The sequence below is a fragment of the Pseudoroseicyclus tamaricis genome (genome assembly GCF_012070395.1).
Classification (GTDB): domain Bacteria; phylum Pseudomonadota; class Alphaproteobacteria; order Rhodobacterales; family Rhodobacteraceae; genus Pseudoroseicyclus_A; species Pseudoroseicyclus_A tamaricis.
Genome location: NZ_JAAFYS010000001.1, coordinates 384,268 through 410,008 on the forward strand (window position 1 = coordinate 384,268; position 25,741 = coordinate 410,008).

Consider the following 25,741-nt stretch of genomic DNA (forward strand, 5'->3'; position numbering starts at 1 on the left):
GGTAGCATGGGTGGCGTGGGGTGGCGAGAGGGGGGCGAGGGGGGCTAAGGGAGGGTACCCAAGTGATCGAAGCCCGTTAATTCAGGTACGTCGACTCTGTCCCAATCTCCCAGTCTTGGGCCCTCGAGCTCCCCCGAGCGGTACTTACCAATGAGATGATCGAGCGGACGCCTCTCCTCGAGTCCTAGCAAGTTCAGCAAGAACTGAAATTCCTTTGTCGAGCGCGAGCGCGCGAAGAGCTCAAAAACACGCGCTCGATGGCCCATCAAGTAAATGGTCACCGGAAACCAGCCGCCAAAGGAACGTCGGTCCTCGAGTCGGCTGCGCAGAAAAAGAATAAAATCTACCTCCATGAGGTGCTCAAAGAGAATGCCGCTTCCAATTGTGCGCTCCTTTAGAAGATCTGCTTGCAGGGAAATTCGTCTCAGACCTAGTTCTTTCTTTCGCGCATCAAGAAGTCCATCGAAGTGCCGAAATCCCGTGTAGTCCGTGATTCCGTCCCTCTCCCGCTCTGCGCGCCAACTATCGTAATATGCAGTATCAACTATAGCACTGAAAAGATCGGAGCGCCGTTCGCGCACGAACAGAGTGGAGAAGTGCAAGAACAGCTCATGCGCAAAGAATTTAAAGTTATCAAAGTCGATTTCTCGATACCTGCCTTGCTGAGGATGGAAATATGGCAAGAATCCCTCCAGGAAGTCATGTATTGCCTTTCCAAACCGTTCATCTTCAGTGTACCTGCAGATTGCCTTAACAATCTCGATGCATTCGTTCCTGTATGGAACAAAGTCGCCGTATTTTCTCATGATCTCTTCACCGCCAATGTCTTCACTGGAGGAGATCTTGAAGGCGGGAAGTTCCTCTAGGAGCGTCGAGAAAAACTCGATGACCGCAGGATAAGCGAAGGACTTCCCGCCTTGAACTGCATCCATTGCTCGGCGGTACGAAGCGGAAGTTGGTAGTGAGATGGCGGCATTATCGTCAAGATAGGAGGGACGGGAGCCAATTTTCGGCTTCTCGAATTGCGGCCTTCCAAATATCCATCTGAGAAGTTGCTCAAACCGATCTGTATAGCGTGACGCATCGGTGAAATCGATGAACACCCTTGAGGTGTAGTAAGCCGGCACATAAGGCTTGCCGTAATCATCCCGCTCGAAGATCAGAGCGACGAACTTTCCTTCGTCTTGCTGCTCGTAGAGTCTAGATGAGATGATTTGTGCTTCTGTGCCAGCACCACCCCGACGCGCGTCCGACTTCTCACAGTAGAGCCTGTCGGAGACTATCAACACTTTTCGAACATCCGGATCAGAGACGATCCTCTCCATGAAGACCGTTGCCTCTTGACCTTCTGACAGGTCCCATTTGTCAAGTATGACGTCGACCCCAGAGTCCCTCAGTTCAGTGGCAAGATCCAAAACGCGCTGTTCATGGTCGGGAGTGCTCCAGCTGTAAGATATGAACGCCTTGGGAGCCGGTTCCGCTGGGGTACTCATAGCTAGTCCAATTGCAGAGAAAGTGTCTGAACGCTAGTGTAGCGGATTTCGATGAATTTGACGAAAAAGTCAGGCGCGCGGTCTATGCCCCGCGCGCCCATTGAGAATGTAGCTGATCAGAACGGGCTGTCCGGGAAGTAGTACCCGTCCGCGTTCTCCTGCGTCACCAGCACCGAGCCGATGATCATCTCGCCCGACACCGGCGTCGAGGAGGTCATCCCCACCGCCGTCATCTCGATGGCCGTGGCGATCATCGCCGGCGGGTAGGTGACGTCGGCCGGCACCATGGAGTCGCCGTCGGCGACCCGCTGGATCATCTCCTTCATGCCGGCGCCGCCGAGCACGAACTGGATGTCCTCGCGCCCCGCCGCCTCGATGGCGGCGAGCACGCCCACCGCCATGTCGTCGTCCGAGGCCCAGACGGCGTCGATCTCCGGGTAGCGGGACAGGAAGTCCTGCATCACGGTGAAGCTGTCATCGCGGTTCCAGTTGCCATGCTCCATGCCCAGCACGTTGATGCCCGAGCCCTCGATGGCGGCCTCGAAGCCCTCGACACGCTCGTTGTCGATGGTCGTCGGGATGCCGCGAAGCACCACGATGTCACCGCCGTCGGGCATCATGTCGACCATGTACTCGCCGGAGACGCGGCCGAAGCCGGGGTTGTCGCCGGCGACGTAGAGATCCTCGATCCCCTCCTGGCTGAGGCCACGGTCGACCACCGTGATCCACACGCCCTGGTCGGCGACCGAGGCGACGGGGCCGGTGAGCGGCTCAGATTCGAAGGGCAGCACGACGAGGGCGGAGATGCCACGCGTCGCCACCATGTCCTCGATGTCGGAGACCTGCTTGGCCGGGTCCGACGCCGTGGCGAGCACGAAGTCGAGCTCGGGGTAGACCTCTTCCAGCCGGTCGATGGCCTGCTGGGCATGGAAGTTCATGCCGCCGGCCCAGCCATGCGTGGCCGCGGGGATGGAGACGCCGATGACCATTGTGTCCTGCGCCAGCGCCGGGCCGGCGAGCAGGGCCAGTGCGGCGGCCGTGTACTTGAGATGTTTCATAGTTCCTCCCTGGGTAATGACAGGCCGGTCAGGTGCCGGCCTTGCCTTCGCGCTGCAAGATCACAGCGAGAACGATGATGACGCCCTGGATGGCGCCATTGAGATAGGGGCTGACGGCATCCGTGAGGTTCAGGATGTTGCCGATCAGCCCGAGGATGAGCACGCCCACGACGGAGCCCCAGACGCGCCCGAACCCGCCCTTGAGCATGGTCCCCCCGATGATCACGGCGGCAATCGCCTCCAGCTCCCACAGAACGCCGGTGGCGGCGGAGGCGGAGCCGAGGCGGGGGACGTACATGATCGTCGCCACGCCCACGAGCAGGCCGAGGCCCACGTAGGTGAGCAGGCGGATGCGCCCGACATTCACCGAGGAATAGCGCGCCACGGTGTCGTTGGAGCCGATGGCGGCGCAGTAGCGGCCGAAGGCGGTGCGGCGCATGACGATCTCGCCGATGATGGCGACGACGGCGAAGGTGATGATCGGCCAGCTCACCCCGAAGAGGCCGCCGTAGTAGAGCGGCTGCAGCGCGGTGCGCAGGCCGAAGTCGAGGGAGAGCGTTCCGCCATCGGCCAGCCAGGTGACGAGGGAGCGGTAGATGCCCATCGTGCCCAGCGTGACGATGAAGGCCTCGATCCGCATGGTGGTGATGAGAAAGCCGTTGATCCACCCGGCCGCGAGCCCCGCCACAAGCGCGGCGACGATACCGAGGAGGATCACCGCCAGCCCGCCGCCGAGGCCGGGCAGGGCGGCGTTCATCACCATGATCATCAGCCCGGCGATGAAGGCGGCCATGGAGCCGACGGAAAGGTCCAGCCCGCCGGCGGTGATGACGAAGGTCATGCCCACGGCGATGATGCCGATGAAGGCCGAGCGGGCGAGGACGTTGGTGATGTTGGCATAGCTAAGGAAGTTGGGGTTCATCAGCGCCCCGACGACGATCAGCACGATTAGCGCGATGATCGGGCCGAGGACGCGAAGGTCCATCCACGGCCGTGCCCGGCCGGGTGCCCGCTGTTCGGTGGTGGTGCTCATGCGCTCTCGCTCTCCCGGTCTTCCTCGCCTTCCAGCCCCATGGCGAGGCGGACGATGGCGTCTTCCGTCTTCTCATCCCCGGCGACCTCGCCGACGATCCGCCCCCGCCGCATGACGAGCACGCGGTCGGCGAGGCCGATGACCTCGGGCAGTTCGGAAGAGATGACGATGATGCTCACCCCCTCTTCGGCGAGGCGGTGGATGAAATCGTAGATCTGCTGCTTGGTGCCGATGTCGATGCCACGCGTCGGCTCGTCGATGATGACGATGCGCGGGCCGGTCAGCATCACCTTGGCGACGAGCAGCTTCTGCTGGTTGCCGCCGGAGAGGTTGCCCAGCCGGGCATCGCGGCTCGGCGTGCGGATGTCGAAATCCTCGATCGCCTTCGTCAGCGCCTCGTCCTCGCCCTTATTGTCGAGGAACGGGTTGGTGAAGTCGCGCAAGGATTGCAGCGTGAGGTTGTCGCGCAGCCCCATGTTGAGGAGCAGGCCGCGGCCCTTGCGATCCTCCGTCAGGTAAACGAGCCCCTTGTCCTGCGCCTCGCGCGGGCTGCGGATGGTGACGGGAGCGCCGTCGATCTCCACCCGTCCGGTGGACCGGCGCAGGCCCACGAGCCCCTCCATCGCCTCCGTCCGCCCGGCGCCGATGAGGCCGGCGAGGCCCAGCACCTCGCCCTGGCGGAGCGTGAAGGAGACGCCCTGCGCGAAGCCCGGCACGTCCAGCCCCTCGACCTTCAGCGCCACCGCGTCGCCCAGCGGCGCGCGGCGGGCGGGGTAGAGATCGGTCAGCTCGCGGCCCACCATGGCCTCGGCCATCTGGTCCTCGGTCATTTCCGCCGTCGGCGTCGTGGCGATGACGCGGCCGTCCCGCATGACCGTCACCCGGTCGGAGATGCGCTTGACCTCGTCGAGCTTGTGGCTGGTGAAGAGGATGGCGACGCCATCGGCCCTCAGCCGCTCCACCAGCTCGAACAGCACTTCCGCCTCGCGGTTGGTGAGCACGGCCGTCGGCTCGTCCATGATCAGGACTCGGGCGTCGCGGCCGAGGGCCTTGGCGATCTCAACCATCTGCTTGTCGGGGGTGGAGATGTCCTTCACCCGCGCCGAAGGCGAGACGTGGCACTTGAGCCGGTCGAGCAGCTCGGCGGTTTTCGCCCGCATGGCGCGCCGGTCGAGGAAGGGCCCGCGCTTGAGCTCGCGGCCGAGGAAGACGTTCTCCTCCACCGTCAGCTGCTCGGCGAGGTTGAACTCCTGGTGGATGAGCACGACACCCGCCGCCTCGGCGGCCTGGCTGTCGGGGAAGCGGGCGTCCTTGCCCTCCAGCCGCACCTCGCCCGAGGTCGGCTGCAGGTAGCCGGACATGATCTTCATCGTGGTCGACTTGCCGGCGCCATTCTCGCCGATCAGGGCGTGGACCTCACCGGGGCGCAGGTCGATCTGCACGTCGAAGAGCACCTGCACGGGCCCGAAGCTCCGGCAGACGGAGGATAGCTCGAGCCGCGCCTCACCGGGCATGACGGGCCCCGCGCGCACGTGCATCCGTCTCCACGGCAAAAGGCCAGGGGCCGCCGGGTCGCACCATATAAATCTCCTCCCGCCGGCCCCGTCCTCCACGGGGGTGCGGCCGCGTCAGCCTATCGAAGCTGCGACACGTCTCAAGGGTGTTTCTTCGGAGGGCGAACTTTTTTCAGGCGTCGGGCGGCCTGCAACGCGCGCGCCGAGGCTGGCGCGCCGGTCGGGCCTGGAGTGTCGGGGATGTCCGGGTGAGCGGGTGATTGCCGCAGGCGAGGCCGCCTGCCCGCCTCAGCCCTTGCGGCGGAAGGGGGTCATCGCCGTGCGGGCGATCAGCCAGAGGTCCAGCCCGATGGTGCGGTTCTTCTGATAGATCAGGTCGAGCCGCGCCTTCCGGGGGATGCAGCGGCTGCGATAGGTCGTGTCGGAGGCGATGGGCGTGTCGCAGGCGGCGAGCAGCTTCTCCTCCGTCGGGTAGTAGACGATGGTGGCGAGGCCGGTGATGCCGGGGCGGGACTTGAGCACCTCGCCATAGATCTCCGGGAAGCTCTCGACATACTTGCGCAGCGGCGGGCGCGGCCCGACGAGGGAGATATCCCCGCGCAGCACGTTCCACAGTTGCGGCAGCTCGTCGATACGCACCCGGCGGACGAAGCGCTGCAGGCGGGAGATGCGGACGGCCTTGTCGCCGCCCGTCACGCCCTCGGCGCTCATGTCCACCTGCATGGAGCGCAGCTTGATGAGCTTGAAGCTCTGCGTCGGCGTGCGCATCCTCTCGGAGATGAAGAAGACGGGCCGTCCCTCCACGATGAGCAGGATGAGCATGAAGAGCAGCACGACCGGCCAGAGCGTCAGCGACAGGATCAAGGCGCCGGTCACGTCGAGCGCCCGCTTGGCGGGCGTGATCGTGCGGGCAGGGCGTTTGCCGGGAGCATCGCTCCATCGCCAGAAGAGACCAGCCCCCCGCCCGGCAGCATCGACGGGAAGGACGGCCTCAGAGACTTGCGACATCGATGGCCTTCCCCTTCAATTCCAGCCCGTCCGTGGCCGGATCTACCGGCGACCGCTTGGGCCCAGGCTGGTCGTCAACTGCTGCTACTCGTGGTCCGTCAGCGGCTTGCCGGACGGATGTACTGCGCCTTGGCTACTAGATCGTTTGCCCTTTGTCAGCCCCGGAACAGCCGGCGCGCCGCAATGAGCCGTAATGTGCCTGTCAGGAAACAGGCAGCGCCGAAAAGCCAGGCGAGCGGCGAAAACGCGTCGGGCAGGAGCATCAGCAGCGCGAAGAAGACCAGCGTCTCCCCGCCCTCCAGAAGGCCGTTGGAATAGTAGAGCGTCTTCTCCCCCTGCGCGCTCGTCTCCATCCCCCGCCGCTCTGCGAGGACGGCGAATCCGAGGAAGGTGGCGCCGTTGAAGTAGAAGCTCGCCAGCAGGAAGGCGCCGGCGACGCCGCGCTCCACCGGCTCCGCCAGCACGAAGGCGAGGGGGACGGCGCCGTAGAAGAGGAAGTCGGCGGAGATGTCGAAATAGCCGCCGAAATCCGTCTTCCGCCCCGCCCGGGCGATGGCACCGTCGAGCCCGTCGGCAAGGCAGCGTAGCGCGAAGGGCAGAAGCGCCAGCGCCTCCAGCCCCAGCGCGATCAGCGCCGCGCAGAGCAGGCCGAGGGCGAGGCCCGCGGCCGTCATCGCGTCCGCCGACCAGCCCGCCCGCGCGAAGCGGCGGCCGGCACGGTTGAGCGGCGGGTCGATCAGGCGGCGGAGGCTGGCGTCGAACATGGGGCTCCGGGGTGGCGGCTGCGCCCTTCTAGCCGGCTTTCCCTCCCTTCGTGCAAGACCTGCCGCGAAATCGCGCAAACGTGGTCGCCGGGCGCGCCCCGGCCCGCGAAGCGCCCCGCCGCCCTTGCCTCGCCCCCTCGGAGCGCGCGATGCATCGGGGATGGACGCAGACAAGATCGACAGGCAGGCGCGGCGGATCCTGCGCGGCAATGACCGTGGCGGCTACACCGTCCCCACCGCCGGGCTCTATCCCTACCAGTGGAACTGGGATTCCTGCTTCGCCGCCTGGGGCTTCTCGACCTTCGACGTCAAGCGCGCCTGGTTCGAGATCCACACGCTCTTCACCGGGCAGTGGGACAACGGCATGGTCCCGCACATCATCTTCCACAAGCGGGCCGACGGCTACTTCCCCGGCCCCGATGTCTGGCAGGTGGACAGGGTGCCCCACACCTCCGGCATCACCCAGCCGCCCGTCGCGGCGACGCTGATCCGCTCCGTCTACGATGCCGACAAGCATTACGGCCGCGTGCACATGGAGCTGATCTACGGCCGGCTCGTCGCCTGGCACCGCTGGTTCATGAAGAACCGGGTGGAGGAGGGGATGGCCGCCATCACCCACCCATGGGAATCGGGCCGTGACAACGCGGCCGACTGGGACGCGGCGCTGGAGAATGTCGACGGCTCCAACGTCGGAGACTACACCCGCTGCGACACGCTACATGTCGATGCCGCGATGCGCCCCTCCAAGGCGGATTACGACCGCTACCTCGCCATCGTGCAGTTCTCCCGCGGGGTGGAGTGGGACGATGCGGAAATCGCGGCCAACGGCCCGTTCCGCGTGGCGGACGTGGGCATGACCTTCATCCTGCTGCGCGCCTGCCGGGACCTTCTGCACATCGCCGCCGAGCTCGACCATTACACCGGCGAGATCGAGGGCTGGATCAAGACGCTCGAGGCGGGGGTGGAGCGGCACTGGAACCCCGAGGGCTTCTACGATTCGCTGGACCTGCGCACCGGCGTCTTCTCCGGCGCGCCCGGCTCCGCCTCCTTCCTCGCGTGGTACGCCGGGATGCAGAGCGAGGATCTGCTGACGCTGCTGACCGACATCCTCGACCGCACGCAGTTCGGCATCGCCTCGCTCGATCCGCGTCGCCAGCGCTTCGACGCGCTGCGCTACTGGCGCGGGCCGATCTGGCCGGTGGTGAACGCGATGATCGGGCTGGGGCTGGCGGAGCAGGGGCACACGCTGCTGGCCGCGAAGCTGCGGCGGGACACCCAGCGGCTGATCGCCGAGCACGGCTTCTACGAGTATTTCTCACCGCTGGACGGAGCGCCGGCGGGCGGCAGCTCCTTCACCTGGACGGCCGCCATCTGGCTCGCCTGGGCCGGCCCCCACGCGCGCGGGCGGCTGTAGGGGGAGCTGCCTAGCAACCGTGAGGGGGCCGGCACGCCGGTTGCAGGCGCAGGGCGAGCGCCTGCCCGTGGGGTGGCGCCACAACGGTCCCGCAGCAGCACTTTATGCCTGCCAAGCCCCTCCCCGATCCCCGCTGAGCACCAGGCTTAGCCAGAGCGCCAGCCCGCCGGGACGGGCAGGCGCTCGCCCTGCGCCTTTGGCGCGTGCCGGGCGGGGGCATCGCTCGGACGTCGGGCGGGCCAACTCGAACCGCCCGCCGGCCGTCGAGCGGCGGAAACCAGATGGTTTCCGCCCGCGATTTCCATATGGAAATCGCTACCCCGTCCGCCGCGGCACCATGGCCGTGATGGCGAAGAGCACCGCCGCGAGGCAGACGATGCTCGGCCCCGCCGGCGTGTCGAAGAGGTAGGCCAGCCAGAGCCCGCCGAGCGCCGACGCCGCCCCCAGCAGTGCCGCCAGCAGCGCCATCGCCTCCGGCGTGCGCGCCAGCGGCCGGGCGGCGGCGGCGGGGATGACGAGCATGGCGCCGATGAGCAGCGCGCCCACCACCTTCAGCGCCACGGCGACGACGACGGCGAGGGCGACGACCAGCACCAGCTCCTCCCGGCGCGGGTCGATCCCGGCGGCGCGGGCGAGGTCCGGCCCGAGCGTCGCCGTCAGCAGCGCCCGCCAGCGCCACGCAAGCAGCGCCATCACCGCCGCCGCCCCGCCCCAGATCACCGCCAGGTCGCCCCGCGTCACGGCGAGGATGTCGCCGAAGAGATAGGAGGAGAGGTCTCCCCGCAGCCCCGGTGTCAGCGCCACCGCGACGAGGCCGAAGGCCAGAGCGCCGTGGCTGAGGACGCCGATGGAGGCATCGCTGGAATGGCCGCGCCGCCCCAGCCAAGCGACCGCCAGCCCCATGGCCAGCGCCACCGCCAGCGCGCCCCAGAGGATGGAGACGGAGAGCACCATCCCCAGCGCCACCCCGAGGATAGAGGCATGGGCGGTGGCATGGCCGAAATAGGCCATCCGCCGCCAGACGACGAAGCAGCCGAGCGGCGCCGAGACCAGCGCGATGCCGAGCCCGGCGAGCGCGGCGCGCGTCAGAAAGCTGTCGAACATCAGCTGGCGCCCGTCCCCGTCCCCGGCCCTGCACCCGCCCCGTGCGGCCCGGCCGCATCGAGGGCGAGGCCACGCGCATCCGCAGCACCATCCTCGGGTCCATGGGCATGCGCATGGGCGGCGTGGTCGTGCCCGTGGTCATGCTCGTGCCGGTAGAGGGCCAGCGCCCCTTGCGTGCCCGTGCCGAAGAGCGCCCGGTACTCCGGCGCGCTGGCGACCTGCGCCGGGGCGCCCTCGCAGCAGACATGGCCGTTGAGGCAGATCACCCGGTCGGTCGCCGCCATCACCACGTGCAGGTCGTGGCTGACGAGGAGGATCGCGCAGCCGTGCCGCTGCCGCAACTCCTCGATCTGCCGGTAGAAGGCGGCGGAGCCCTGCTGGTCCAGCCCCTGCGTCGGCTCGTCGAGGATGAGCAGCTGCGGCCGCGCCGTCAGCGCCCGCGCCAGCATCACCCGCTGCGCCTGCCCGCCGGAAAGCTCCGTCATCTGCCGCCCGGCGAGATGCCCCACGCCCGCCTCCTCCAGCGCCCCTGCCGCCTCCGCCCGGCTCACGGGTCGGGGCAGGGAGAGGAAGCGGCGGACGGAAAGGGGCAGGCCCGGGTCCACATGCAGCTTCTGCGGCACGTAACCGACGGTCAGCCCCGGCGCGCGCAGCACGCGGCCCTCGGATGGCGTCAGCGCGCCGATCACCAGCCGCATGAGCGTCGTCTTGCCGGAGCCGTTGGGGCCGACAACGGTGACGATCTCTCCGGGTTCGATGGCGAGGCTCACGCCCTCCAGCACCCGGCGCCCGCCGAGCGAGACGCCGACGCGCTCCAGCGCGACGAGGCTCACGCGGGCGCGCCCTGCTGGCACTCGGGGCAGAGCCCCTCCGCCTCCACCACGACCCGCTCGATGCGAAAGCCCGCCTCTCCGGCGACCTGACCGAGCCGGCCCCGCGCCACCTCCGCCACCGCCTCGGCGACGGCGTCACACTCGCGGCAGATAAGGAAGGCCGGGGTGTGGCTCTCGTCGGGGTGGGCGCAGGCGATGAAGGCGTTGAGCCGCTCGATGCGGTGGGCAAAGCCGTTCTTCACGAGGAAATCGAGCGCCCGGTAGGCGACCGGCGGCTGGGCGCCCAGCCCCTCCGCCCGCAGCCGGTCGAGGATCTCGTAGGCGCCCATCGCCTTGTGCTCGGCCAGCAGAAGCTCCAGCACCCGGCGGCGCTGCGGGGTGAGCTGCAGCCCGGCCTCGCGGCAATGGGCATCCGCCGCCGCGACGCCCTGGGCGATGCAGTCGCGGTGGTCGTGTCTCTCGAAGCCGATGGTCGACATGGAACCCCTCCGGTCACTGCCCTATTGCTATGTTATATTGTCCCGGCTATCAAGGGATAGTGTTATAGTATAACAGGATTCCCATGCGCTCGCTCCTCCCGCTTCTCCTCGCCGCCGGCCCCGCCTTCGCGGAGGTGCCCGCCGTCGCGACGGACATCGCGCCCGTCCACAGCCTCGCGGCGCAGGTGATGGGCGATCTCGGCAGCCCCGTGCAGATCCTCCCCGCCGGCGCCAGCCCGCATGACCACGCTTTGCGCCCCTCCGAGGCGGCGGCGCTGGAGCGGGCAGATGTCGTCTTCTGGGTCGGGCCGGAGCTGACGCCCGGCCTCGCCCGGGCGCTGCCGGCCCTCGCCGCCGGGGCCACCTCGGTGGAGCTGCTGGACGCGCAGGGCCTGAGCCTGCGCGACTTCTCCGGCGGCTCGGGGGACGGCCACCAGCACGAGGGGACGGACCCGCACGCCTGGCTCGCCCCCACCAACGCCGCGCTCTGGCTCACCGCCATCGCCGACACGCTGGCGCAGCTCGACCCGGTGAACGAGGAGACCTACCGCGCCAACGCCGCACAGGGCGCCGCCCGCATTGCCGAGGCGACGGAGGCGGCACGCGCCCGGCTGACGCCGGTGCAGCGCCTGAAGTTCCTCACCTTCCACGATGCCTACGGCTATTTCTCCGAGGCCTTCGACCTCTCCGATGCCGGTGCCATCTCCTTCGGCGACGGCGCCGCGCCCGGCCCCGCCCACCTGGCGGAGCTGCAGGACGAGGTGCGCGCGGGTGACATCACCTGCGTCTTCACCGAAGTGCAGTTCGCCCCCGCCCTCGCCGAGATCCTGCTGGAGGGGACGGAGGCGCGCAGCGCCACGCTCGACCCCCTCGGCACCGACCTGGAGCAGGGCCCGGGCCTCTACCCGGCCCTGATCGAGGAGATGGCGGAGACGGTCGCCGGCTGTCTCGCCGGGTAGACCCTGCGCAGCCCGGCGTCGGCCCGCCCTGTCAACCCTACCTCGCCCCGGCGGCGCCTCTTGCCCCCGCCGGCCGGCGCTGCCCATATGGGCGGGCGCAGCGGGGGAGTGGCCGACATGACGTCTTATCTGGAGATCTTCGATATCGAACGGGGCGAGGCGGAGACGCTGCTGACCGTGCCGGAGCTGATCGAGGCGCCCAACTGGGCCCCCGACGGCAGCTACCTGCTCGTCAACGGCAATGGCGGCCTCTTCCGCGTGCCGCTGGAGGTGCCCGCGCTGGAGCCGGTGGAGACGGGCATGGCCACCAAGCTCAACAACGACCACGGCATCTCGCCCGACGGCGCCACCTACGTCGTCTCCTCCCACGCGCCCGGCAAGAGCTGCATCTTCACGCTGCCCGCCACGGGCGGGGAGCCGACGCGGATCACCGAGGCAATGCCCTCCTGGTGGCACGGCTGGTCGCCCGACGGCGCCAGTCACACCTACACGGCGGTGCGCGACGAGCTGTTCTGGATCTGCACCTGCCCCGCCGCCGGCGGCAAGGAGGTGCGGGTGACGGGCGGCACCGGCGATCATTACGACGGGCCGGATTACACGGCCGACGGCGCCTACATCTGGTTCAACTCCACCCGTGGCGGCACGATGGATCTCTGGCGCGTCCGCCCTGATGGCACCGATCTGGAGCAGATGACCCGCGACGCCCGCGTCAACTGGTTCCCCCATCCCCGCCCGACGGGGCCGGAGGTGCTCTACCTCTCCTACGAGGAGGGGGTCGACGGCCACCCGCGCGACCACGAGGTGGAGCTACGGATGCTCGACACGGCAACGGGCGAGACGCGCGTTCTGGTGCAGCTCTTCGGCGGCCAGGGCTCCATCAACGTGCCCTGCTGGCACCCCGATGGCTCCCGCTTCGCCTTCATGCGCTACAGCCGCCCGGAGTAGCTCCCGGGGAGGGCCCGGGAGCCGCGCTCGCCCTCCCGGATCCCTCTTCATCTGGCCAAAAATACCCTCGGGGGTGTGGGGGCTGGCCCCCACGCACGCCTGCCTCCCCGCGCTCCGTCAGCCCCTGTAGCCGCGCGGGTTGGCGCTCTGCCACGCCCAGATGCTCCGCGCCATCTCCTCAATGCCGTACTCGGCCTCCCAGCCCAGCCGCTCCCTCGCGCGGGTCGGGTCGGCAACCGAGGTGGCGATGTCGCCCGGCCGGCGGGGCGCGATGACGAAGGGCAGCTCGCGGCCCACGGCCTTGGAAAAGGCGGCATGCATTTCCTTGACGGAATAGCCCCGCCCGGTGCCGACGTTGATCGGCTCCGGCCCTTCCAGCGCCTCGGCCCGGCCGAGGGCGGCGACGTGGGCGCGGGCGAGGTCCACCACATGGATGTAGTCGCGCACGCCGGTGCCGTCGGGCGTGTCGTAATCGTCGCCGAAGATGGAGAGGTGCTCGCGCTCGCCCGTCGCCACCTGCGCGAGGAAGGGCATGAGGTTGTTGGGGATGCCCGCAGGGTCCTCCCCGATGCGGCCGGAGGCATGGGCGCCGACCGGGTTGAAGTAGCGCAGCAGCACCGCCGCCCGCCCCGGCCCGGCAGAGGCCCAGTCGGAAAGCACCCGCTCGGCCATTGCCTTCGTCTGCCCGTAGACGTTGATCGGGCGGATCGGGTGCGCCTCGTCGAAGGGCAGGTACTCCGGGTCACCGTAGACGGTGGCGGAGGAGGAGAAGATCACCCGCCCGCAGCCCGAGGCCTCCATCGCGCGGATGAGGGAGAGGGTGCCGGAGACGTTGACCTCGTAGTAATCCACCGGCCGCTCGGCACTCTCGCCCACAGCCTTGAGCCCGGCGAAGTGGATCACCGCCTCGGGGCGGAACTCCTGCGCCACCTCCGTCAGCCGGCCGGTATCCCGGATGTCGGCCTCGTGGACATCCATCGGGCCGTTGGTGAGCTTGCGGACGCGGGCGAGCGCCTCCGCCGAGCCGTTATCGAAATTGTCGACGACGCAGCAATGGTGGCCCTGGCCGAGCAGCTCCACCAGAGTGTGGCTTCCAATGAATCCGGCGCCGCCGGTGACGAGAACACGCATTCAAATCTCCAAAAATCAAATCGGTCGGCCGCAGATACCGCTCCGGCGCCGGGCAGAAAAGGCACCGGCGGGTAGAACAGCCCCTGACCCGTCATGTTGCAAATCCGGCCCGGCCGGAGGCGCTGCCCCCTCCGCCGCAATGACGGCCCCGGGCGCGCCCCCGCGCCGCAGCATCCGGTCAAAAGACGGGGGGCCCGAGGGGCCCCCCGCTGGTCTCTCGCTGTCGCCGGCTTACTCGGCCAGCGCCTCGTCGGTGATCTCCAGCGTGTAGGCGCCCTCCGGCTCCTCCGTGATCGCCGGGTTCTCTTCCGACACGGCGGAGAGGAGCGTCGCCACCGTCTGCTCGTAATCGGCCGGGTCGAGCGCGCCGTTGGAGCCGGCGGTGAGCTTGGCGACCTCGCCCATCATGTAGACCTGGTGCTCCAGCGTCTGGGCGCCGGTCTGGTCATTGTCGACCACGATCTCGGCGGCGGCCTCGGGGTTCTCCTCGGCCCATTTCCAGCCTTCCATCGAGGCGCGCACGAAGCGGACCATCTTGTCGACGAACTCGGGATCCTCGAGGTCTTCCTCCATCACGTAGAGGCCGTCTTCGAGCATGCCGATGCCCATGTCGAGGTAGTTGAAGTTGACGAGGTCATCCTCGGTGAAGCCGTTATCCAGCACCTGCCCGTATTCGTTGTAGGTCATGGTGGAGATGCAATCGGCCTGCCCCTGCACCAGCGGGTCGACGTTGAACGCCTGGCGGAGGACTTCCACGCCGCCCTCGGAGCCGTCGGTGGGCAGCCCGAGCGAGGCCATGTAGGCGTAGAACGGGTATTCGTTGCCGAAGAACCAGACGCCGAGCGTGCGGCCCGGGAAGTCTTCCTCGCTCTCGACGCCGGTGGACTTCAGGCAGGTGAGCTGCAGGCCGCCCGTCTTGAAGGGCTGGGCGATGTTCACCAGCGGCAGGCCGCGTTCGCGCGCGGCGAGCGCGGCGGCCATCCACGTCGTGATGACATCGGCGCCGCCGCCGGCGATCACCTGCTCGGGGGCGATGTCGGGGCCGCCGGGAAGGATGGTGACGTCGAGGCCCTCCTCCTCGTAGAAGCCCTGATCGAGAGCGACGTAGTAGCCGGCGAACTGGGCCTGCGTGACCCATTTCAGCTGCAGCGTCACCTCGTCCATCTCCTGCGCCATGGCGGGCGCGGAGAGGGCGGCCAGCGCGAGCGCGGCGGCGGCGGTAAACTTGGTGGTCATCATATTCATCCTTTCCCTGTCTTTCTGCTCGCCGGCTCTCGCCCGTCTTTCGCGGGCCTCACTTTCGATGGGAGGGGTGCCAGAAGCACAGCCTCCGCTCGATCCATGCGACGACCCCGTAGAGAACAGTGCCGGCGAGGGCCGCCACCATGATCTCCGCCCAGACGAGGTCGATCGACAAGCTCCCGACGCCGGTGGAGATGCGAAAGCCCATCCCGCGGGTCGGAGAGCCGAAATATTCGGCAACCACGGCCCCGATGAGGGCGAGCGTGGTGGAGATCTTCAGGCCGTTGAAGATGAACGGCATCGCCGCCGGCAGCCGCAGGCGCCACATCGTCTGCCCGTAGCTGGCGGCATAGGTGCGCATCAGGTCGCGCTGCATCGCCTCCGTCTCCCGCAGGCCCTGCACGCAGTTCACCAGCATCGGGAAGAAGACCATGACGACGACGACCGCCGCCTTCGATTCCCAGTCGAAGCCGAACCAGCTGACGAGGATCGGCGCGATGCCGACGATGGGCAGCGCGGCGACGAAGTTGCCGATGGGCAGCAGCCCCCGGGTGAGGAAGCTGGAGCGGTCGATGAGCACGGCGGCGATGAAGGCCGCGATGCAGCCGATGGCATAGCCGGAAAGGGCGCCCTTGAGGACGGTCTGCTGGAAGTCTCCCCAGAGCAGCTCGCGGCTGTCGACAAAGCGCGCCCAGACGGCGGAGGGAGCGGGCAGGATCACCGGCATCACGTTGAAATGCCGCACCAGCCCTTCCCAGAGGAGGATCAGCGTCGCGCCGAAGACCAGCGGCACCAGCAGCGAGACGGCCCGCGTCTCGCCGAAGGCGGAGCGGACCATGGCGACGTTGAGCGCCCAGGCCAGCGGCCAGACGATGAGGATGATGGCGAGCCAGCTCATGCCGCCATTCCCCGGCGGCGCAGGACGGAGCGCTGCACCATGTCGAGCGCCGTCACCAGCAGCCCGGCGAGGATCGCCGCGGCGAGGAGCGCGGCCCAGATGGCGAGCGGTGTGCCGAACTGGTCGCCGATGAGGATCCGCGCGCCGAGGCCGGAGATGGCGCCGGTCGGCAGCTCGCCCACGATGGTGCCGACGAGCGCGGCCGCGATGCCGACCTTCAGCGAGGCGAAGAGGTAGGGCATCGAGGCGGGCAGTCGCAGCTTCCAGAAGCTCTGGAAGCCACTCGCGCTGTAGGTCTTCAAGAGGTCGAGCTGCTGGTCCGACGGCGAGTTCAGCCCCTTCACCATGCCGACGAGGATCGGGAAGTAGCAGAGATAGGCGGAGATGATGGCCTTCGGCAGGCCCCGCCCCTCCACCCCGATCTGGGAGGAGAGCACGACGATCATCGGCGCCAGCGCCACGATGGGGATGGTCTGGCTGATGATCGCCCATGGCATCAGCGAGCGCTCGACGACGCGCGCATAGGTGATGGCTACGGCCCCCGCGAGGCCGAGCGCCAGCCCGAGCGCGAAGCCCGAGAGGGTGGAGCGCAGGGTGATCCAGCCATGGTAGATGAGCGAGCGTTTCGAGAAGCCTCGCCCCTCCAGCACCATGGCGCCCGACGTCGCCCAGAGCTCCGACAGCACCTGCCCCGGCGTGGGCAGGCGGGGGCGCTCCAGCCGGAAGGTCTCGCCGATGCGGCCCGGGTTATTGAGCAGCAGCGTGGGGACGGAGAGCTCGCGGCGGACGTTCACGCCCTCGGGCTCCACCGTCTCGCCCATGCGCTCGGCGAGGTCGAGCGAGACGCGGATGTTCATGAAGGGCACGGCCGCGTACCAGAGCGCCCCGATCAGGGCGAGCACGACGAGGACGGGCAGCGCCGCCCTCATGGGCTGGTCCTCGGCAGCACGATCAGCGCCACGGCGGCGACGCCGAGCGCGATGCCGGCCATCTGCATCGGCGCCGGTCGCTCGCCAAACCAGACGAAGGCCACGGCATTGGCGAGCAGCAGCTGCAGCACGGCGGAGATGGAGATGGCGACGGCCATGCCGCTCTCCCGCATCAGCCGCAGCATCATGAGGTTGCCGAGCGTGTAGAGCGCGAGCGCGCATGCGATCAGCAGCCAGCCCGGCTTGCCGAGCGAGGCGCGCAGCAGCGACGAGGCGGCGAGGAACACCACCATCGCCCCGCCGAGCCAGGCATAGAAGCCGGCGCTCATGCCTCCTCCACATGCCCGGCGCGCAGGACGTCGCGCACGTGGTGGGCCATCTCGATGAACTCGGCGCTCTCGCAGATGCCCATGAAGGGCACGGCCGCGTAAGAGAGCGTCCCGATCCGGGCCAGCGCCGAGAGGTTGGCCGGGAGGCGGGTCACGGAACAATGTCCATCGTGGTCTCAACCGTCACTCTGCGGCCAGAGCCCATGTCCCGCACGGTGAGGGCGAAGCGGTAGTTTCCGGGGGGGTCCGTCGCGTCGAGGCCGAAGCTCGTGTAAAAGGGCATCAGGTGACGCTCGTTTGGGTATGGCGTCGCGGGCATGCCGCGGCAAATCGGATCTGGATCCTCAAAGATGACGGCGCCTGCCGGGCCATAGACTGTATAACTGCAGTCGAGCATGATTTTTCCGCGCACTGGGACGGCATTCTCGACGAAGAATACCTGCATCGCGCCCTGATCGAGGTTCAGCTCGGTCAACGGCAACATGAGCGTCGGCGGACCGCGATCGGGACCGGGCACAGATCCGTCGACCCAACGCATGTCATCGATCCAGACCGCCTCGACGGAAAAGGGGCCGTCAAACTGCTGATCAAATGGAGCGCCGAAAGCGGGCCCCGCCAGCGCGGTCAGCGACGCGAGGGCGAGATTGCGTGCGGTCATAGGGCCTCCTCGGCATGCCCGGCGCGCAGCCCGTCGCGCACGCGGTGGGCGATCTCGATGAACTCCCGGCTGTCGCGGATATCGAGCGGGCGCTCGCGGGGCAGGGGGCTATCGATGACGTCGGTGATCCGGCCCGGGCGGGGGGACATGACGACGATCTTGGTGGAGAGGTAGACCGCCTCGGGGATTGAGTGCGTCACGAAGCCGATGGTCTTCTCGGTGCGCGCCCAGAGCTGCAGCAGCTCCTCGTTCAGCCGGTCGCGGACGATCTCGTCGAGGGCGCCGAAGGGCTCGTCCATCAGCAGGATGTCGGCATCGAAGCTGAGCGCCCGGGCGATGGAGGCTCGCTGCTGCATCCCGCCTGAGAGCTGCCAGGGAAACTTCTTCTCGAACCCGGAGAGCTCGACCAGTTCCAGCACCCGGGCGACCCGCTCTTCCTGCTCGGCCCTGGAGAAGCCCATGATCTCCAGCGGCAGGCGGATGTTGCCGCCGATGGTCCGCCACGGGTAAAGCCCGGCGGCTTGGAAGACGTAGCCATAGGCGCGGGCCCGGCGGGCGGCGTCGGGGGAGAGCCCGTTGACCGTGAGCGTGCCGCCCGTCGGCTGCTCCAGCCCGGCGATGCAGCGCAGGAAGGTGGTCTTGCCGCAGCCCGACGGCCCGATGAAGGAGACGAACTCGCCCTTTTCGATGTCGAGGGTGACGTCCTTCAGCGCGTGCACGTCGCCGTCGCCGGTATGGAATACGAGGCTCAGATCCTTGGCGGAAATGACGGGGGCGGCTGTCATGCCGCCTCGCGGGTCAGGGCGGGCCGGGGGGTCTTGCATCTCATGCCGCCACAAAAGCCGAGAGCGGGGCGTTTGCCAAGACGGCAGGCGCGCGGATGTGCTGCGAGGGTGGGCGGATGGTGCATTTCTGGGCAAGGCGTGTCCCGCCCTGGGGTGGGTTTTCAACCAACCTCCCGGGCCCCGTCGGGCGGGCGCCCCCGCGACAGGCTCACCGTGTCCGGAACCGGCCCTCGACCCACCGGTCCACCAGCCCGCAGAGCGCCCCCCAGAGGCCGAATCCCGCAGCCAGCGGCACGGGCAGCAGCAGGAACCCCCAGAACAGCCCCAGCGCCCCACCCGTCACCGCATAGGCCCAGCGTGGGCCGGCGAGGAGATGGATCAGCCAGCGCATCAGCGCGGCGACGGGAAGGCACAGGATCGGTGCGAAGAGCAGAAAGCCCATGAGCGCCGGGACGCTGGCCGTCGCCCACCCCTCTTCAAGAAACACGGCGCCGATCATGCCCACCGCCCCGAGCCAGCAGGCGCTCAGATAGCCCAGGGCGATGCCGATGACCGGCGTCCGGGCGCGATCGGGCGTCGTCACCGCCCCCAAAGCGCCGGCTCCGCGAATTCCACGGAATTCCCAGCCGGATCGCGCACGTAGATCGACCTTGGCCCGTGCGGCCAGTGAAAATCCGCCTCGATCGCCACCCCCGCCGCCGGCAGCGCCTCCGCCAGCCGGTCGAGCTCCGCTGCCTCGGCCGAGAAGCACACATGCCCCGGCCCCCGCGCCCCGTGCGGCGGCACGGGCAGCCGCGCATCCGGCGCCGGCGGCTGCTCCGTCGCCGCGGCGATGAAGCAGAGCAGCACCGACGCCCCGCAGCGGAAGAAGACGTGCCGCCCCTCGACGCGGGTGATCTCCTCCAGCCCCAGCGTGCCGCCGTAGAAGGCCGCCGCCGCCTCGAGGTCGTCCACGTAGAGCGCCGCCTCGAGGATGCCCGAGAGTGCCACGCCCGTCACCGGGCGCACGGAAATCGCGCGATTTCCGTGCACGATTTCCGCGCGGAAATCGTTTTCCCGCTCAAACCCCGCTCGCCGGGATGCCCGAGCGCTCCACGGGCCGCGGATTGGTCAGCGCCTTCCAGCTGGAGAGCGCCCGGTTCACCGACCCGTTGCCCGGCCGTTTCACGAACTCGCCATGCCCCTCGCGTGTCGTCAGATCGCCATCCGTCACCGCGACATGGCCGCGCGTCAGCACGAAGCGCGGCAGGCCCTTCACCTTCTGCCCCTCGAAGACGTTGTAATCGATGGCGGAGGCCTGCGTCGACGCGGTGATGGTCTTCTCCTTTGCCGGGTCGAGCACGAGGATGTCGGCGTCGCTGCCGACGAGGATCGCCCCCTTCTTCGGGTAGCAGTTCAGGATCTTGGCGATGTTCGTCGAGGTGACCGCGACGAACTCCTCCGGCGTCAGCCGCCCCGTCTCCACCCCGTGCGTCCAGAGCATGGGGATGCGGTCCTCCAGCCCCCCGGTGCCGTTCGGGATCTTGGTGAAATCGCCGACGCCGAAGCGCTTCTGCTCGGTCGTGAAGGCGCAGTGATCCGTCGCCACCACCGAAAGCGAGCCCGATTGCAGCCCCGCCCAGAGCGAATCCTGGTGCTTCTTGTTGCGGAACGGGGGGGACATGACGCGCCGCGCCGCATGGTCCCAGTCGGTGTTGAAATACTCGCTCTCATCCAGCGTCAGGTGCTGGATGAGCGGCTCGCCCCAGACGCGCTTGCCGGCCATGCGGGCGCGGCGGATGGCCTCGTGGCTCTCCTCGCAGGAGGTATGCACCACGTAGAGCGGCACGCCCGCCATGTCGGCGATCATGATGGCGCGGTTGGTCGCCTCGCCCTCCACCTGGGAGGGGCGGGAGTAGGCGTGCGCCTCGGGCCCGGTGTTGCCCTCGCGCAGCAGCCGGGCGGAAAGCTCGGCCACCACGTCGCCGTTCTCGGCATGCACCATGGCGATGCCGCCGAGCTCGGCGAGGCGCTGGAACGAGGCGTACATCTCGTCATCGTTCACCATCAGCGCGCCCTTGTAGGCCATGAAATGCTTGAACGTGTTGATGCCGTGATCCTCGATCACCGTCTTCATCTCGTCGAAGACCTGCTCGCCCCACCATGTCACCGCCATGTGGAAGGAGTAGTCGCAATGCGCCTGCCCCGACTTGTTGTGCCAGCGCTTGAGCGCATCGGTCAGGCTCTGGCCCGGGTCGGGCAGGGCGAAATCGACGACCATCGTGGTGCCGCCCGCCAACGCCGCCCGGGTGCCGGTGTTGAAATCGTCGGTGGAGAAGGTTCCCATGAAGGGCATCTCCAGATGCGTATGCGGGTCGATGCCGCCGGGCATGACGAAGCAGCCGGTCGCGTCTAGCTCCTCGTCGCCAGAGAGGCCCGGCCCGATCTCGGCGATCTTGCCGCCCTCGATGAGAATGTCGGCCTTATAGGTGAGGTCGGCGGTGACGATCGTGCCGTTCTTGATGACTTTGCTCATGGAAGGTCCCCTTCGGTTTCGGGTCATGGACAGGCCGCGTGCGCCGGTCCGGCAAGATCGCGGTCATGCAGGATCATCGACAGCCCCTCGGCGGCAGCGTAGGCGCAGGCGGCGGTGAAATCCACGGAGGTGTCGGTGTATTCGGCATCGAGCACAGGTTTGCCGGCGGCGAGGTAGGGCAGCGCGGCGTCGCACCAGCCGTCATCGAAGCAGCCCTCGGCCACCATGAAATCCATCACGGGCACGAGCTGGGGGACGAGATCGGGCACGTTCTTCTGTCCGATCTGAAGGCCCATCCCGTGCGCCATCTCAGCCAGCGCTTCGGCATAGGCCACTAGGTCGGCCGGCCCCACGGCGAAGCCGCTCTCGTTGATATGGACATCGAGATTGTCGGGCTCGATGGCGTCGAACCCCATCGCCGCCGCGCGCGCGAAGCGCTCCCGCATGATCGGCAGGAGCGTTGCGTGGTCGCGGATGTCGAGGAAGCGCTCGTCCGGCCAGTCGCCGTAGACCCGGCCGAGCACATGGTCGGGGAAGGCGCCCGCGTCAGAGCGCCACTCCTCCCACGTCCCGACCGAGATATAGGCGACGGTCATCACGCCGCGCGCCTGCAGAGCCTGGACGTCCGCCGCGTCCACCTCGTCCGGGTCGAGGTCGATGATCGCCACGTCGGCGCTCAGCTCGAAGGGCGGCTGCAGCTGCCAGTCCCACCGCGGCGCCTCCTGCGCCAGCGTGGCCCCGCCCCAGACCGCCAGCATGGCGGCGAGGGCGGCGCCGGCGCGGGCCGGGTGCTGGGTCGGGCGGAGCGGGGGGACTGAGCTCATGGGGCTCCTTCGCGGCGGGCGGGGCGGCGTGTCGTTATCCCTCCCGCGGCGTGCAGATCGGCTGGCCGGCATCGTCAGTGACGTAGAAGCCCGACGGCGGGTCCTTGTCCTCGATGGAGAAGAGCCAGCAGCCATCGGTGTTCTGGAAGGCGACGCTGTCCGGCGTGCCGGCCGGCAGGGCGGCGACGACCTGCGGCGGCGGGGGCGGCGGCGGCTCGGGCGTCGGCGGCTCGATGCCGGGGATGAAGGAGAGGTCGACGGCGCCGGTCTCGACGGTGCCGCAGGCCGCGGCGAGGAGCGGCAGCAGCAGAAGGGCGCGGCGGAAGGGGAAAGTCATGCGAGGTGTTCCTTGGATTGGTGCCGGTCGGGCCCGGCCCGATCCTTCTTGGGCGGCGCGGCAGGGTCAACCCCTGCCGCGGGTGCTCGGCCCGGCGCTTGCGGCGCGAGGCCGCCCGGCAGGGCGGATGAGCCTCACTCCACGATCTCCGCCGTCTCCACAACCGCGTGGAAGAGCACGTCGGCCCCCTTGCGTGCCCACTCCTGCGAGATCTCCTCGGCCTCGTTGTGGGAAAGGCCGTCCACACAGGGGCACATCACCATCGCCGTGGGGTAGAGCCGGTTGATCCAGCAGGCGTCGTGCCCGGCGCCGGAGACGATATCCATGTGGGAATAGCCCAGCCGCTCGGCGGCGCCGCGCACTGCCGCGACGCAGTTCTCGTCGAAGGTCACCGGGTCGAAATGCCCAACCGGTTCGATCTCGATGCCGAGGCCCAGCTCGCCTGCAATCAGCGCCGCCTCCTCCTCCAGCTCGCGCCGCATGGAGGTGAGCTTCTCCAGGTCCGGCGAGCGGAAATCGATGGTGAAGACCGCCTTGCCCGGGATGACGTTCCGCGAGTTCGGGTAGACGTTCGCCTGCCCGATGGCGCCCACGGCGGCGGGCTGGTGATCCATGGCGATCCGGTGCACCGCCTCGGTGATCCGTGCCATGCCGAGCCCGGCGTTGACCCGCATGTGCATCGGCGTCGAGCCGGTATGCGCGTCCTTGCCCGTCAGCGTCACCTGCAGCCACCACAGGCCCTGCCCGTGGGTGACGACGCCGATGTCCTTCCCCTCCGCCTCGAGGATCGGGCCCTGCTCGATGTGGTACTCGAAGAAGGCGTGCATCTCGCGCCCGCCGACCGCCTCCTCGCCGACCCAGCCGATGCGCTTGAGCTCCTCTCCGAAGGTCTTCCCCTCGGCATCCTTGCGGTCGTAGGCCCAGTCCAGCTCGTGCTCGCCGGCGAAGACGCCGGAGGCGAGCATGGCGGGGGCGAAGCGGGTGCCCTCCTCGTTCGTCCAGTTCGTCACCACGATCGGGTGCTTCGTCTTGATGCCGAGGTCGTTCATCGTGCGGATGATCTCCAGCCCGCCGAGCACGCCGAGGACGCCGTCGTACTTGCCGCCCGTGGGCTGCGTGTCGAGGTGGGAGCCGACGTAGACGGGCAGGGCCGTCGGGTCCTCCCCCTCTCTCCGGGCGAACATGGTGCCCATCTTGTCGACGCCCGTCGTCAGCCCGGCCTCGTCGCACCAGCGCTTGAAGAGGGCGCGCCCTTCCGCATCGGCATCCGTCAGCGTCTGGCGGTTGTTGCCGCCGGCGATGCCCGGGCCGATCTTCGCCATCTCCATCAGGCTGTCCCAGAGTCGGGCGCCGTCGATCTTCAGGTTTTCACCCGGGGCGGATGTGGGGGCGGGCATGGGCAGGCTCCTTCTTCGTGTTTCGTCTCAGCCCCGCGCGGCCTCCATCCGGGCGAAGGAGTGCCGGTCCACCCAGCCGCTCTCGCCCCGGGGGTCGCCGAGGAAGTTGTCCATAAGGTCGTACCAGAGCGTGCCGAAGCGCAACCCCGAGAGCACCCGCGGCGCCGCATCGGAGAGGCGGCGCGCCAGCCCCGGCTCATGATAGAGGCGTCCCAGCGTCCGCCCGAGGGAGCCGGGATCGCCCGACCGCGCGATCAGCGCGTCCTCGTCATGGGTGAAGCGGAAGGCGAAGGCCGGGTGATCGGTGATCACCACGGGGGTGGAGACGGACAGCGCCTCGGAGATGACGTTGGGCAGGGCCTCCGCATAGACGGGCCGCGAGGGGACGGCGACAGCATCCGCCTCCGCCATCGCGGCCCGCACCTCGGCATTCGGGCGCAGCCCGGCGAAGCGGGTGAAGGAGGTGAGGCCCAGCCGCTCCGTCTCCTCCTCCAGCGGCAGGCGGTCGGGCCCCTCGCCGAAGAGGACGAGCCGGATGCGCAGGCCCCGGTCGTGCAGCCCGGCCACCGCGCGCAGCAGGTCGCCGACGCCCTTCGCCTCGCTGATGCCGCCGGCGTAGACGATGCTCAGCCCGCCTTCGCAGAAGGGCTGGTGCCGGGGCGTCACCTCGAAGGACGTCCATTCCCACGGAGTGATCCGCTCCTTCGGCACGCCCAGCACCTTGTGGAGCGAGCGCGACGCGCCGAGCGAGTGGTTGCCGACGGCGGTGACGTTCGGCGCCCGCAGTAGCCGGCGCAGGGCGATGTTGTCGCGCATCCGCCGCAGCCCCTCGCTGCGCGACAGCTCCCATGGGCGCACGGGGCGGAAGACGTCGGCGAAGTTGGCGAAGACGGGCAGCCCCGCGGTGCGGACCGCGCGCAGCATCTTCACGTGCGGCGCCGCGACGATGGCCGCCTCCGCCCCGCTCCGCGCGATCAGCTCGGGGCCGAGATCGCTGTCGTAGAAGTGGCGGACGGGCACGCCGATGCAGTGCAGGCCGGGGGTGACCTCGTCCTCGTAGGCGTCCTCGGCGACCGGGTAGGCGACGCTGATCGTCAGCCCGTCGCCTGCCCGCTCCTGCAGGTAGGCGACGGCCCGCCGCTGGTCGTAATAGGTCTCGGTACCGCCTGCGTTGAAATTGCGCATCGCCGTGCGGACGTCACCGTACTGAAAGATCAGTAGTTTCTTCATGTCCGTCCCGGATCGGGGGAGCGCGGCGGCGCTCCGGCCTGGGGCCGCGCGCACACCGGCGGCGACCCTGCCGTGAGGGGAAATTGACCGCGCCGCATCCTTGAAGCTACCTTCCCCCGAGGCCCGCCATCTGCCGTTGGCTGGCCGCAGGTTGCCCCGAGAGCCGGGGCCGGGGCAAGGTGTGAGGCGCGTGCGGGACGATGATGGCAGCAATTGCGCCGGCCCGGCCGCCACCCGCCGGCCCAGCCGCATCCGGGAGCGCAATCGAGAGGCGATCCTCGATGCGGCGCTGGAGGTCTTCTCCAAGAAGGGCTTTCGCGGCGCCACGCTCGACGAGATCGCGGGGGAGGCGGGCCTCTCCAAGCCCAACCTGCTCTACTACTTCCGCTCCAAGTCGGCGATGCATTCGGCGCTGCTCGAACGGATCCTGAGCACCTGGCTCGACCCGTTGCGCGCCCTCGACGAGACGGGAGATCCGCGCGGCGAGATCCTCGGCTACGTGCGCGGCAAGATGGAGATGTCGCGCCGCTACCCCCGTGAGAGCCGCCTTTTCGCCAACGAGGTCCTGCAGGGCGCCCCCCACGTCGCCGCCCGTCTCTCCGGCGAGCTGCGCGCGGTGGTGGACGAGAAGGCCGCGGTGATCGCCGGCTGGGTGGGGGAGGAGCGGCTGCCGCCCCTCGACGGCCACCACCTCATCATCTCCATCTGGGCGCTGACGCAGCACTATGCCGATTTCGAGGTGCAGATCGGCGCGGTGTTGGGTCGGGAAGACCCGTACCCCCGCGCCGAGGCGTTCCTCGAGATGCTGTTCACCCGGCTGATGGCGCCGGGACCCTGACGGCCATCTGTGACGGGCCGCTGC

General features: G+C 68.6%; 28 protein-coding genes. 4 read left to right on the top strand and 24 right to left on the bottom strand.

Features of this window, described 5'->3' with window-relative positions; genetic code table 11:
* Positions 1-44: 44 nt before the first annotated feature.
* From GY170_RS01775 to GY170_RS01800, 6 genes are all read right to left on the bottom strand, one after another.
* Positions 45-1,493 (bottom strand): TIR domain-containing protein, encoded by a 1,449-nt coding sequence (locus GY170_RS01775; RefSeq protein ID WP_163889405.1) that lies wholly within the window; start codon positions 1,491-1,493, stop codon positions 45-47.
* A 116-nt stretch (positions 1,494-1,609) separates the two neighbouring features.
* On the bottom strand, positions 1,610-2,551 hold the full coding sequence (locus GY170_RS01780) for an ABC transporter substrate-binding protein (protein ID WP_163889407.1): 942 nt from the start codon (positions 2,549-2,551) through the stop codon (positions 1,610-1,612).
* Positions 2,552-2,579: 28 nt separating this feature from the next.
* Entirely contained in the window at positions 2,580-3,584 is a 1,005-nt protein-coding gene (locus tag GY170_RS01785; protein WP_163889409.1) for an ABC transporter permease, read from the bottom strand.
* Complete coding sequence (locus GY170_RS01790; RefSeq protein ID WP_163889411.1) at positions 3,581-5,098, bottom strand: sugar ABC transporter ATP-binding protein; 1,518 nt, start codon at positions 5,096-5,098, stop codon at positions 3,581-3,583. Before GY170_RS01790 ends, GY170_RS01785 begins: the two co-directional genes overlap by 4 nt.
* 288 nt (positions 5,099-5,386) lie before the next feature.
* On the bottom strand, positions 5,387-6,106 hold the full coding sequence (locus tag GY170_RS01795; RefSeq protein WP_203531133.1) for a sugar transferase: 720 nt from the start codon (positions 6,104-6,106) through the stop codon (positions 5,387-5,389).
* A gap of 155 nt (positions 6,107-6,261) precedes the next feature.
* Positions 6,262-6,870: a CDP-alcohol phosphatidyltransferase family protein gene (locus GY170_RS01800; protein ID WP_163889413.1), complete on the bottom strand. Its 609-nt coding sequence runs from the start codon at positions 6,868-6,870 to the stop codon at positions 6,262-6,264.
* A gap of 160 nt (positions 6,871-7,030) precedes the next feature.
* Here GY170_RS01800 and GY170_RS01805 point away from each other — a divergent pair, with 160 nt between their 5' ends.
* Positions 7,031-8,284 (top strand): MGH1-like glycoside hydrolase domain-containing protein, encoded by a 1,254-nt coding sequence (locus tag GY170_RS01805; protein WP_163889415.1) that lies wholly within the window; start codon positions 7,031-7,033, stop codon positions 8,282-8,284.
* Between the two features lie 315 nt (positions 8,285-8,599).
* Here the strand turns inward: GY170_RS01805 and GY170_RS01810 are convergent, their stop codons facing one another.
* The 3 genes from GY170_RS01810 to GY170_RS01820 are packed head-to-tail and all read right to left on the bottom strand — an operon-like array spanning position 8,600 to position 10,700.
* Positions 8,600-9,388 carry a metal ABC transporter permease gene (locus GY170_RS01810; protein ID WP_163889417.1) on the bottom strand — a complete coding sequence of 263 codons (789 nt, stop codon included), beginning with the start codon at positions 9,386-9,388 and terminating at the stop codon, positions 8,600-8,602.
* Positions 9,388-10,221: an ATP-binding cassette domain-containing protein gene (locus GY170_RS01815; protein WP_163889419.1), complete on the bottom strand. Its 834-nt coding sequence runs from the start codon at positions 10,219-10,221 to the stop codon at positions 9,388-9,390. Before GY170_RS01815 ends, GY170_RS01810 begins: the two co-directional genes overlap by 1 nt.
* Entirely contained in the window at positions 10,218-10,700 is a 483-nt protein-coding gene (locus GY170_RS01820; RefSeq protein ID WP_163889421.1) for a transcriptional repressor, read from the bottom strand. The genes GY170_RS01815 and GY170_RS01820 overlap by 4 nt, the downstream gene beginning before the upstream one ends.
* Positions 10,701-10,783: 83 nt before the next feature.
* Between GY170_RS01820 and GY170_RS01825 the strand changes: the two genes are divergently transcribed.
* Positions 10,784-11,659 (top strand): zinc ABC transporter substrate-binding protein, encoded by an 876-nt coding sequence (locus GY170_RS01825; protein WP_163889423.1) that lies wholly within the window; start codon positions 10,784-10,786, stop codon positions 11,657-11,659.
* Between the two features lie 117 nt (positions 11,660-11,776).
* Positions 11,777-12,604 (top strand): TolB family protein, encoded by an 828-nt coding sequence (locus tag GY170_RS01830; protein ID WP_163889425.1) that lies wholly within the window; start codon positions 11,777-11,779, stop codon positions 12,602-12,604.
* A 117-nt stretch (positions 12,605-12,721) separates the two neighbouring features.
* Here the strand turns inward: GY170_RS01830 and galE are convergent, their stop codons facing one another.
* The 15 genes from galE to GY170_RS01905 all read right to left on the bottom strand — a co-directional run bounded on the left by galE (position 12,722) and on the right by GY170_RS01905 (position 24,879).
* Positions 12,722-13,735: a UDP-glucose 4-epimerase GalE gene (galE, locus tag GY170_RS01835; RefSeq protein WP_163889427.1), complete on the bottom strand. Its 1,014-nt coding sequence runs from the start codon at positions 13,733-13,735 to the stop codon at positions 12,722-12,724.
* 231 nt (positions 13,736-13,966) lie between these two features.
* Entirely contained in the window at positions 13,967-14,971 is a 1,005-nt protein-coding gene (locus GY170_RS01840; protein ID WP_235923987.1) for an ABC transporter substrate-binding protein, read from the bottom strand.
* 58 nt (positions 14,972-15,029) lie between these two features.
* Positions 15,030-15,875, bottom strand: a complete 846-nt coding sequence (locus GY170_RS01845) for an ABC transporter permease (protein ID WP_163889431.1) — start codon at positions 15,873-15,875, stop codon at positions 15,030-15,032.
* The gene (locus GY170_RS01850; RefSeq protein ID WP_163889433.1) at positions 15,872-16,804 is read right to left on the bottom strand and encodes an ABC transporter permease; all 933 of its coding nucleotides are present in this window, start codon (positions 16,802-16,804) and stop codon (positions 15,872-15,874) included. Before GY170_RS01850 ends, GY170_RS01845 begins: the two co-directional genes overlap by 4 nt.
* Positions 16,801-17,133: a hypothetical protein gene (locus GY170_RS01855; protein WP_163889434.1), complete on the bottom strand. Its 333-nt coding sequence runs from the start codon at positions 17,131-17,133 to the stop codon at positions 16,801-16,803. Before GY170_RS01855 ends, GY170_RS01850 begins: the two co-directional genes overlap by 4 nt.
* Positions 17,130-17,288 (bottom strand): hypothetical protein, encoded by a 159-nt coding sequence (locus GY170_RS01860; RefSeq protein WP_163889436.1) that lies wholly within the window; start codon positions 17,286-17,288, stop codon positions 17,130-17,132. Before GY170_RS01860 ends, GY170_RS01855 begins: the two co-directional genes overlap by 4 nt.
* Positions 17,285-17,791: a hypothetical protein gene (locus GY170_RS01865; RefSeq protein ID WP_163889438.1), complete on the bottom strand. Its 507-nt coding sequence runs from the start codon at positions 17,789-17,791 to the stop codon at positions 17,285-17,287. The genes GY170_RS01860 and GY170_RS01865 overlap by 4 nt, the downstream gene beginning before the upstream one ends.
* Positions 17,788-18,576 carry an ABC transporter ATP-binding protein gene (locus GY170_RS01870; protein ID WP_163889440.1) on the bottom strand — a complete coding sequence of 263 codons (789 nt, stop codon included), beginning with the start codon at positions 18,574-18,576 and terminating at the stop codon, positions 17,788-17,790. The genes GY170_RS01865 and GY170_RS01870 overlap by 4 nt, the downstream gene beginning before the upstream one ends.
* Positions 18,577-18,784: 208 nt before the next feature.
* A complete protein-coding gene (locus GY170_RS01875; protein ID WP_163889442.1) occupies positions 18,785-19,159 on the bottom strand; it encodes a hypothetical protein in 375 nt (124 codons plus the stop codon).
* Positions 19,156-19,575, bottom strand: a complete 420-nt coding sequence (locus tag GY170_RS01880) for a VOC family protein (RefSeq protein ID WP_209316603.1) — start codon at positions 19,573-19,575, stop codon at positions 19,156-19,158. Before GY170_RS01880 ends, GY170_RS01875 begins: the two co-directional genes overlap by 4 nt.
* Positions 19,576-19,636: 61 nt before the next feature.
* Positions 19,637-21,091 (bottom strand): dihydropyrimidinase, encoded by a 1,455-nt coding sequence (gene hydA, locus GY170_RS01885; RefSeq protein WP_163889446.1) that lies wholly within the window; start codon positions 21,089-21,091, stop codon positions 19,637-19,639.
* A 23-nt stretch (positions 21,092-21,114) separates the two neighbouring features.
* The gene (locus GY170_RS01890; protein WP_163889447.1) at positions 21,115-21,915 is read right to left on the bottom strand and encodes an endo alpha-1,4 polygalactosaminidase; all 801 of its coding nucleotides are present in this window, start codon (positions 21,913-21,915) and stop codon (positions 21,115-21,117) included.
* Positions 21,916-21,949: 34 nt separating this feature from the next.
* The gene (locus tag GY170_RS01895; RefSeq protein WP_163889449.1) at positions 21,950-22,252 is read right to left on the bottom strand and encodes a hypothetical protein; all 303 of its coding nucleotides are present in this window, start codon (positions 22,250-22,252) and stop codon (positions 21,950-21,952) included.
* Between the two features lie 134 nt (positions 22,253-22,386).
* Positions 22,387-23,649, bottom strand: coding sequence for a Zn-dependent hydrolase (locus tag GY170_RS01900; RefSeq protein WP_163889451.1), 1,263 nt, complete (start codon positions 23,647-23,649; stop codon positions 22,387-22,389).
* Positions 23,650-23,676: 27 nt separating this feature from the next.
* Entirely contained in the window at positions 23,677-24,879 is a 1,203-nt protein-coding gene (locus GY170_RS01905) for a glycosyltransferase family 4 protein (protein WP_163889453.1), read from the bottom strand.
* Between the two features lie 190 nt (positions 24,880-25,069).
* Here GY170_RS01905 and GY170_RS01910 point away from each other — a divergent pair, with 190 nt between their 5' ends.
* A complete protein-coding gene (locus GY170_RS01910; protein WP_163889455.1) occupies positions 25,070-25,717 on the top strand; it encodes a TetR family transcriptional regulator C-terminal domain-containing protein in 648 nt (215 codons plus the stop codon).
* Positions 25,718-25,741 lie beyond the last annotated feature (24 nt).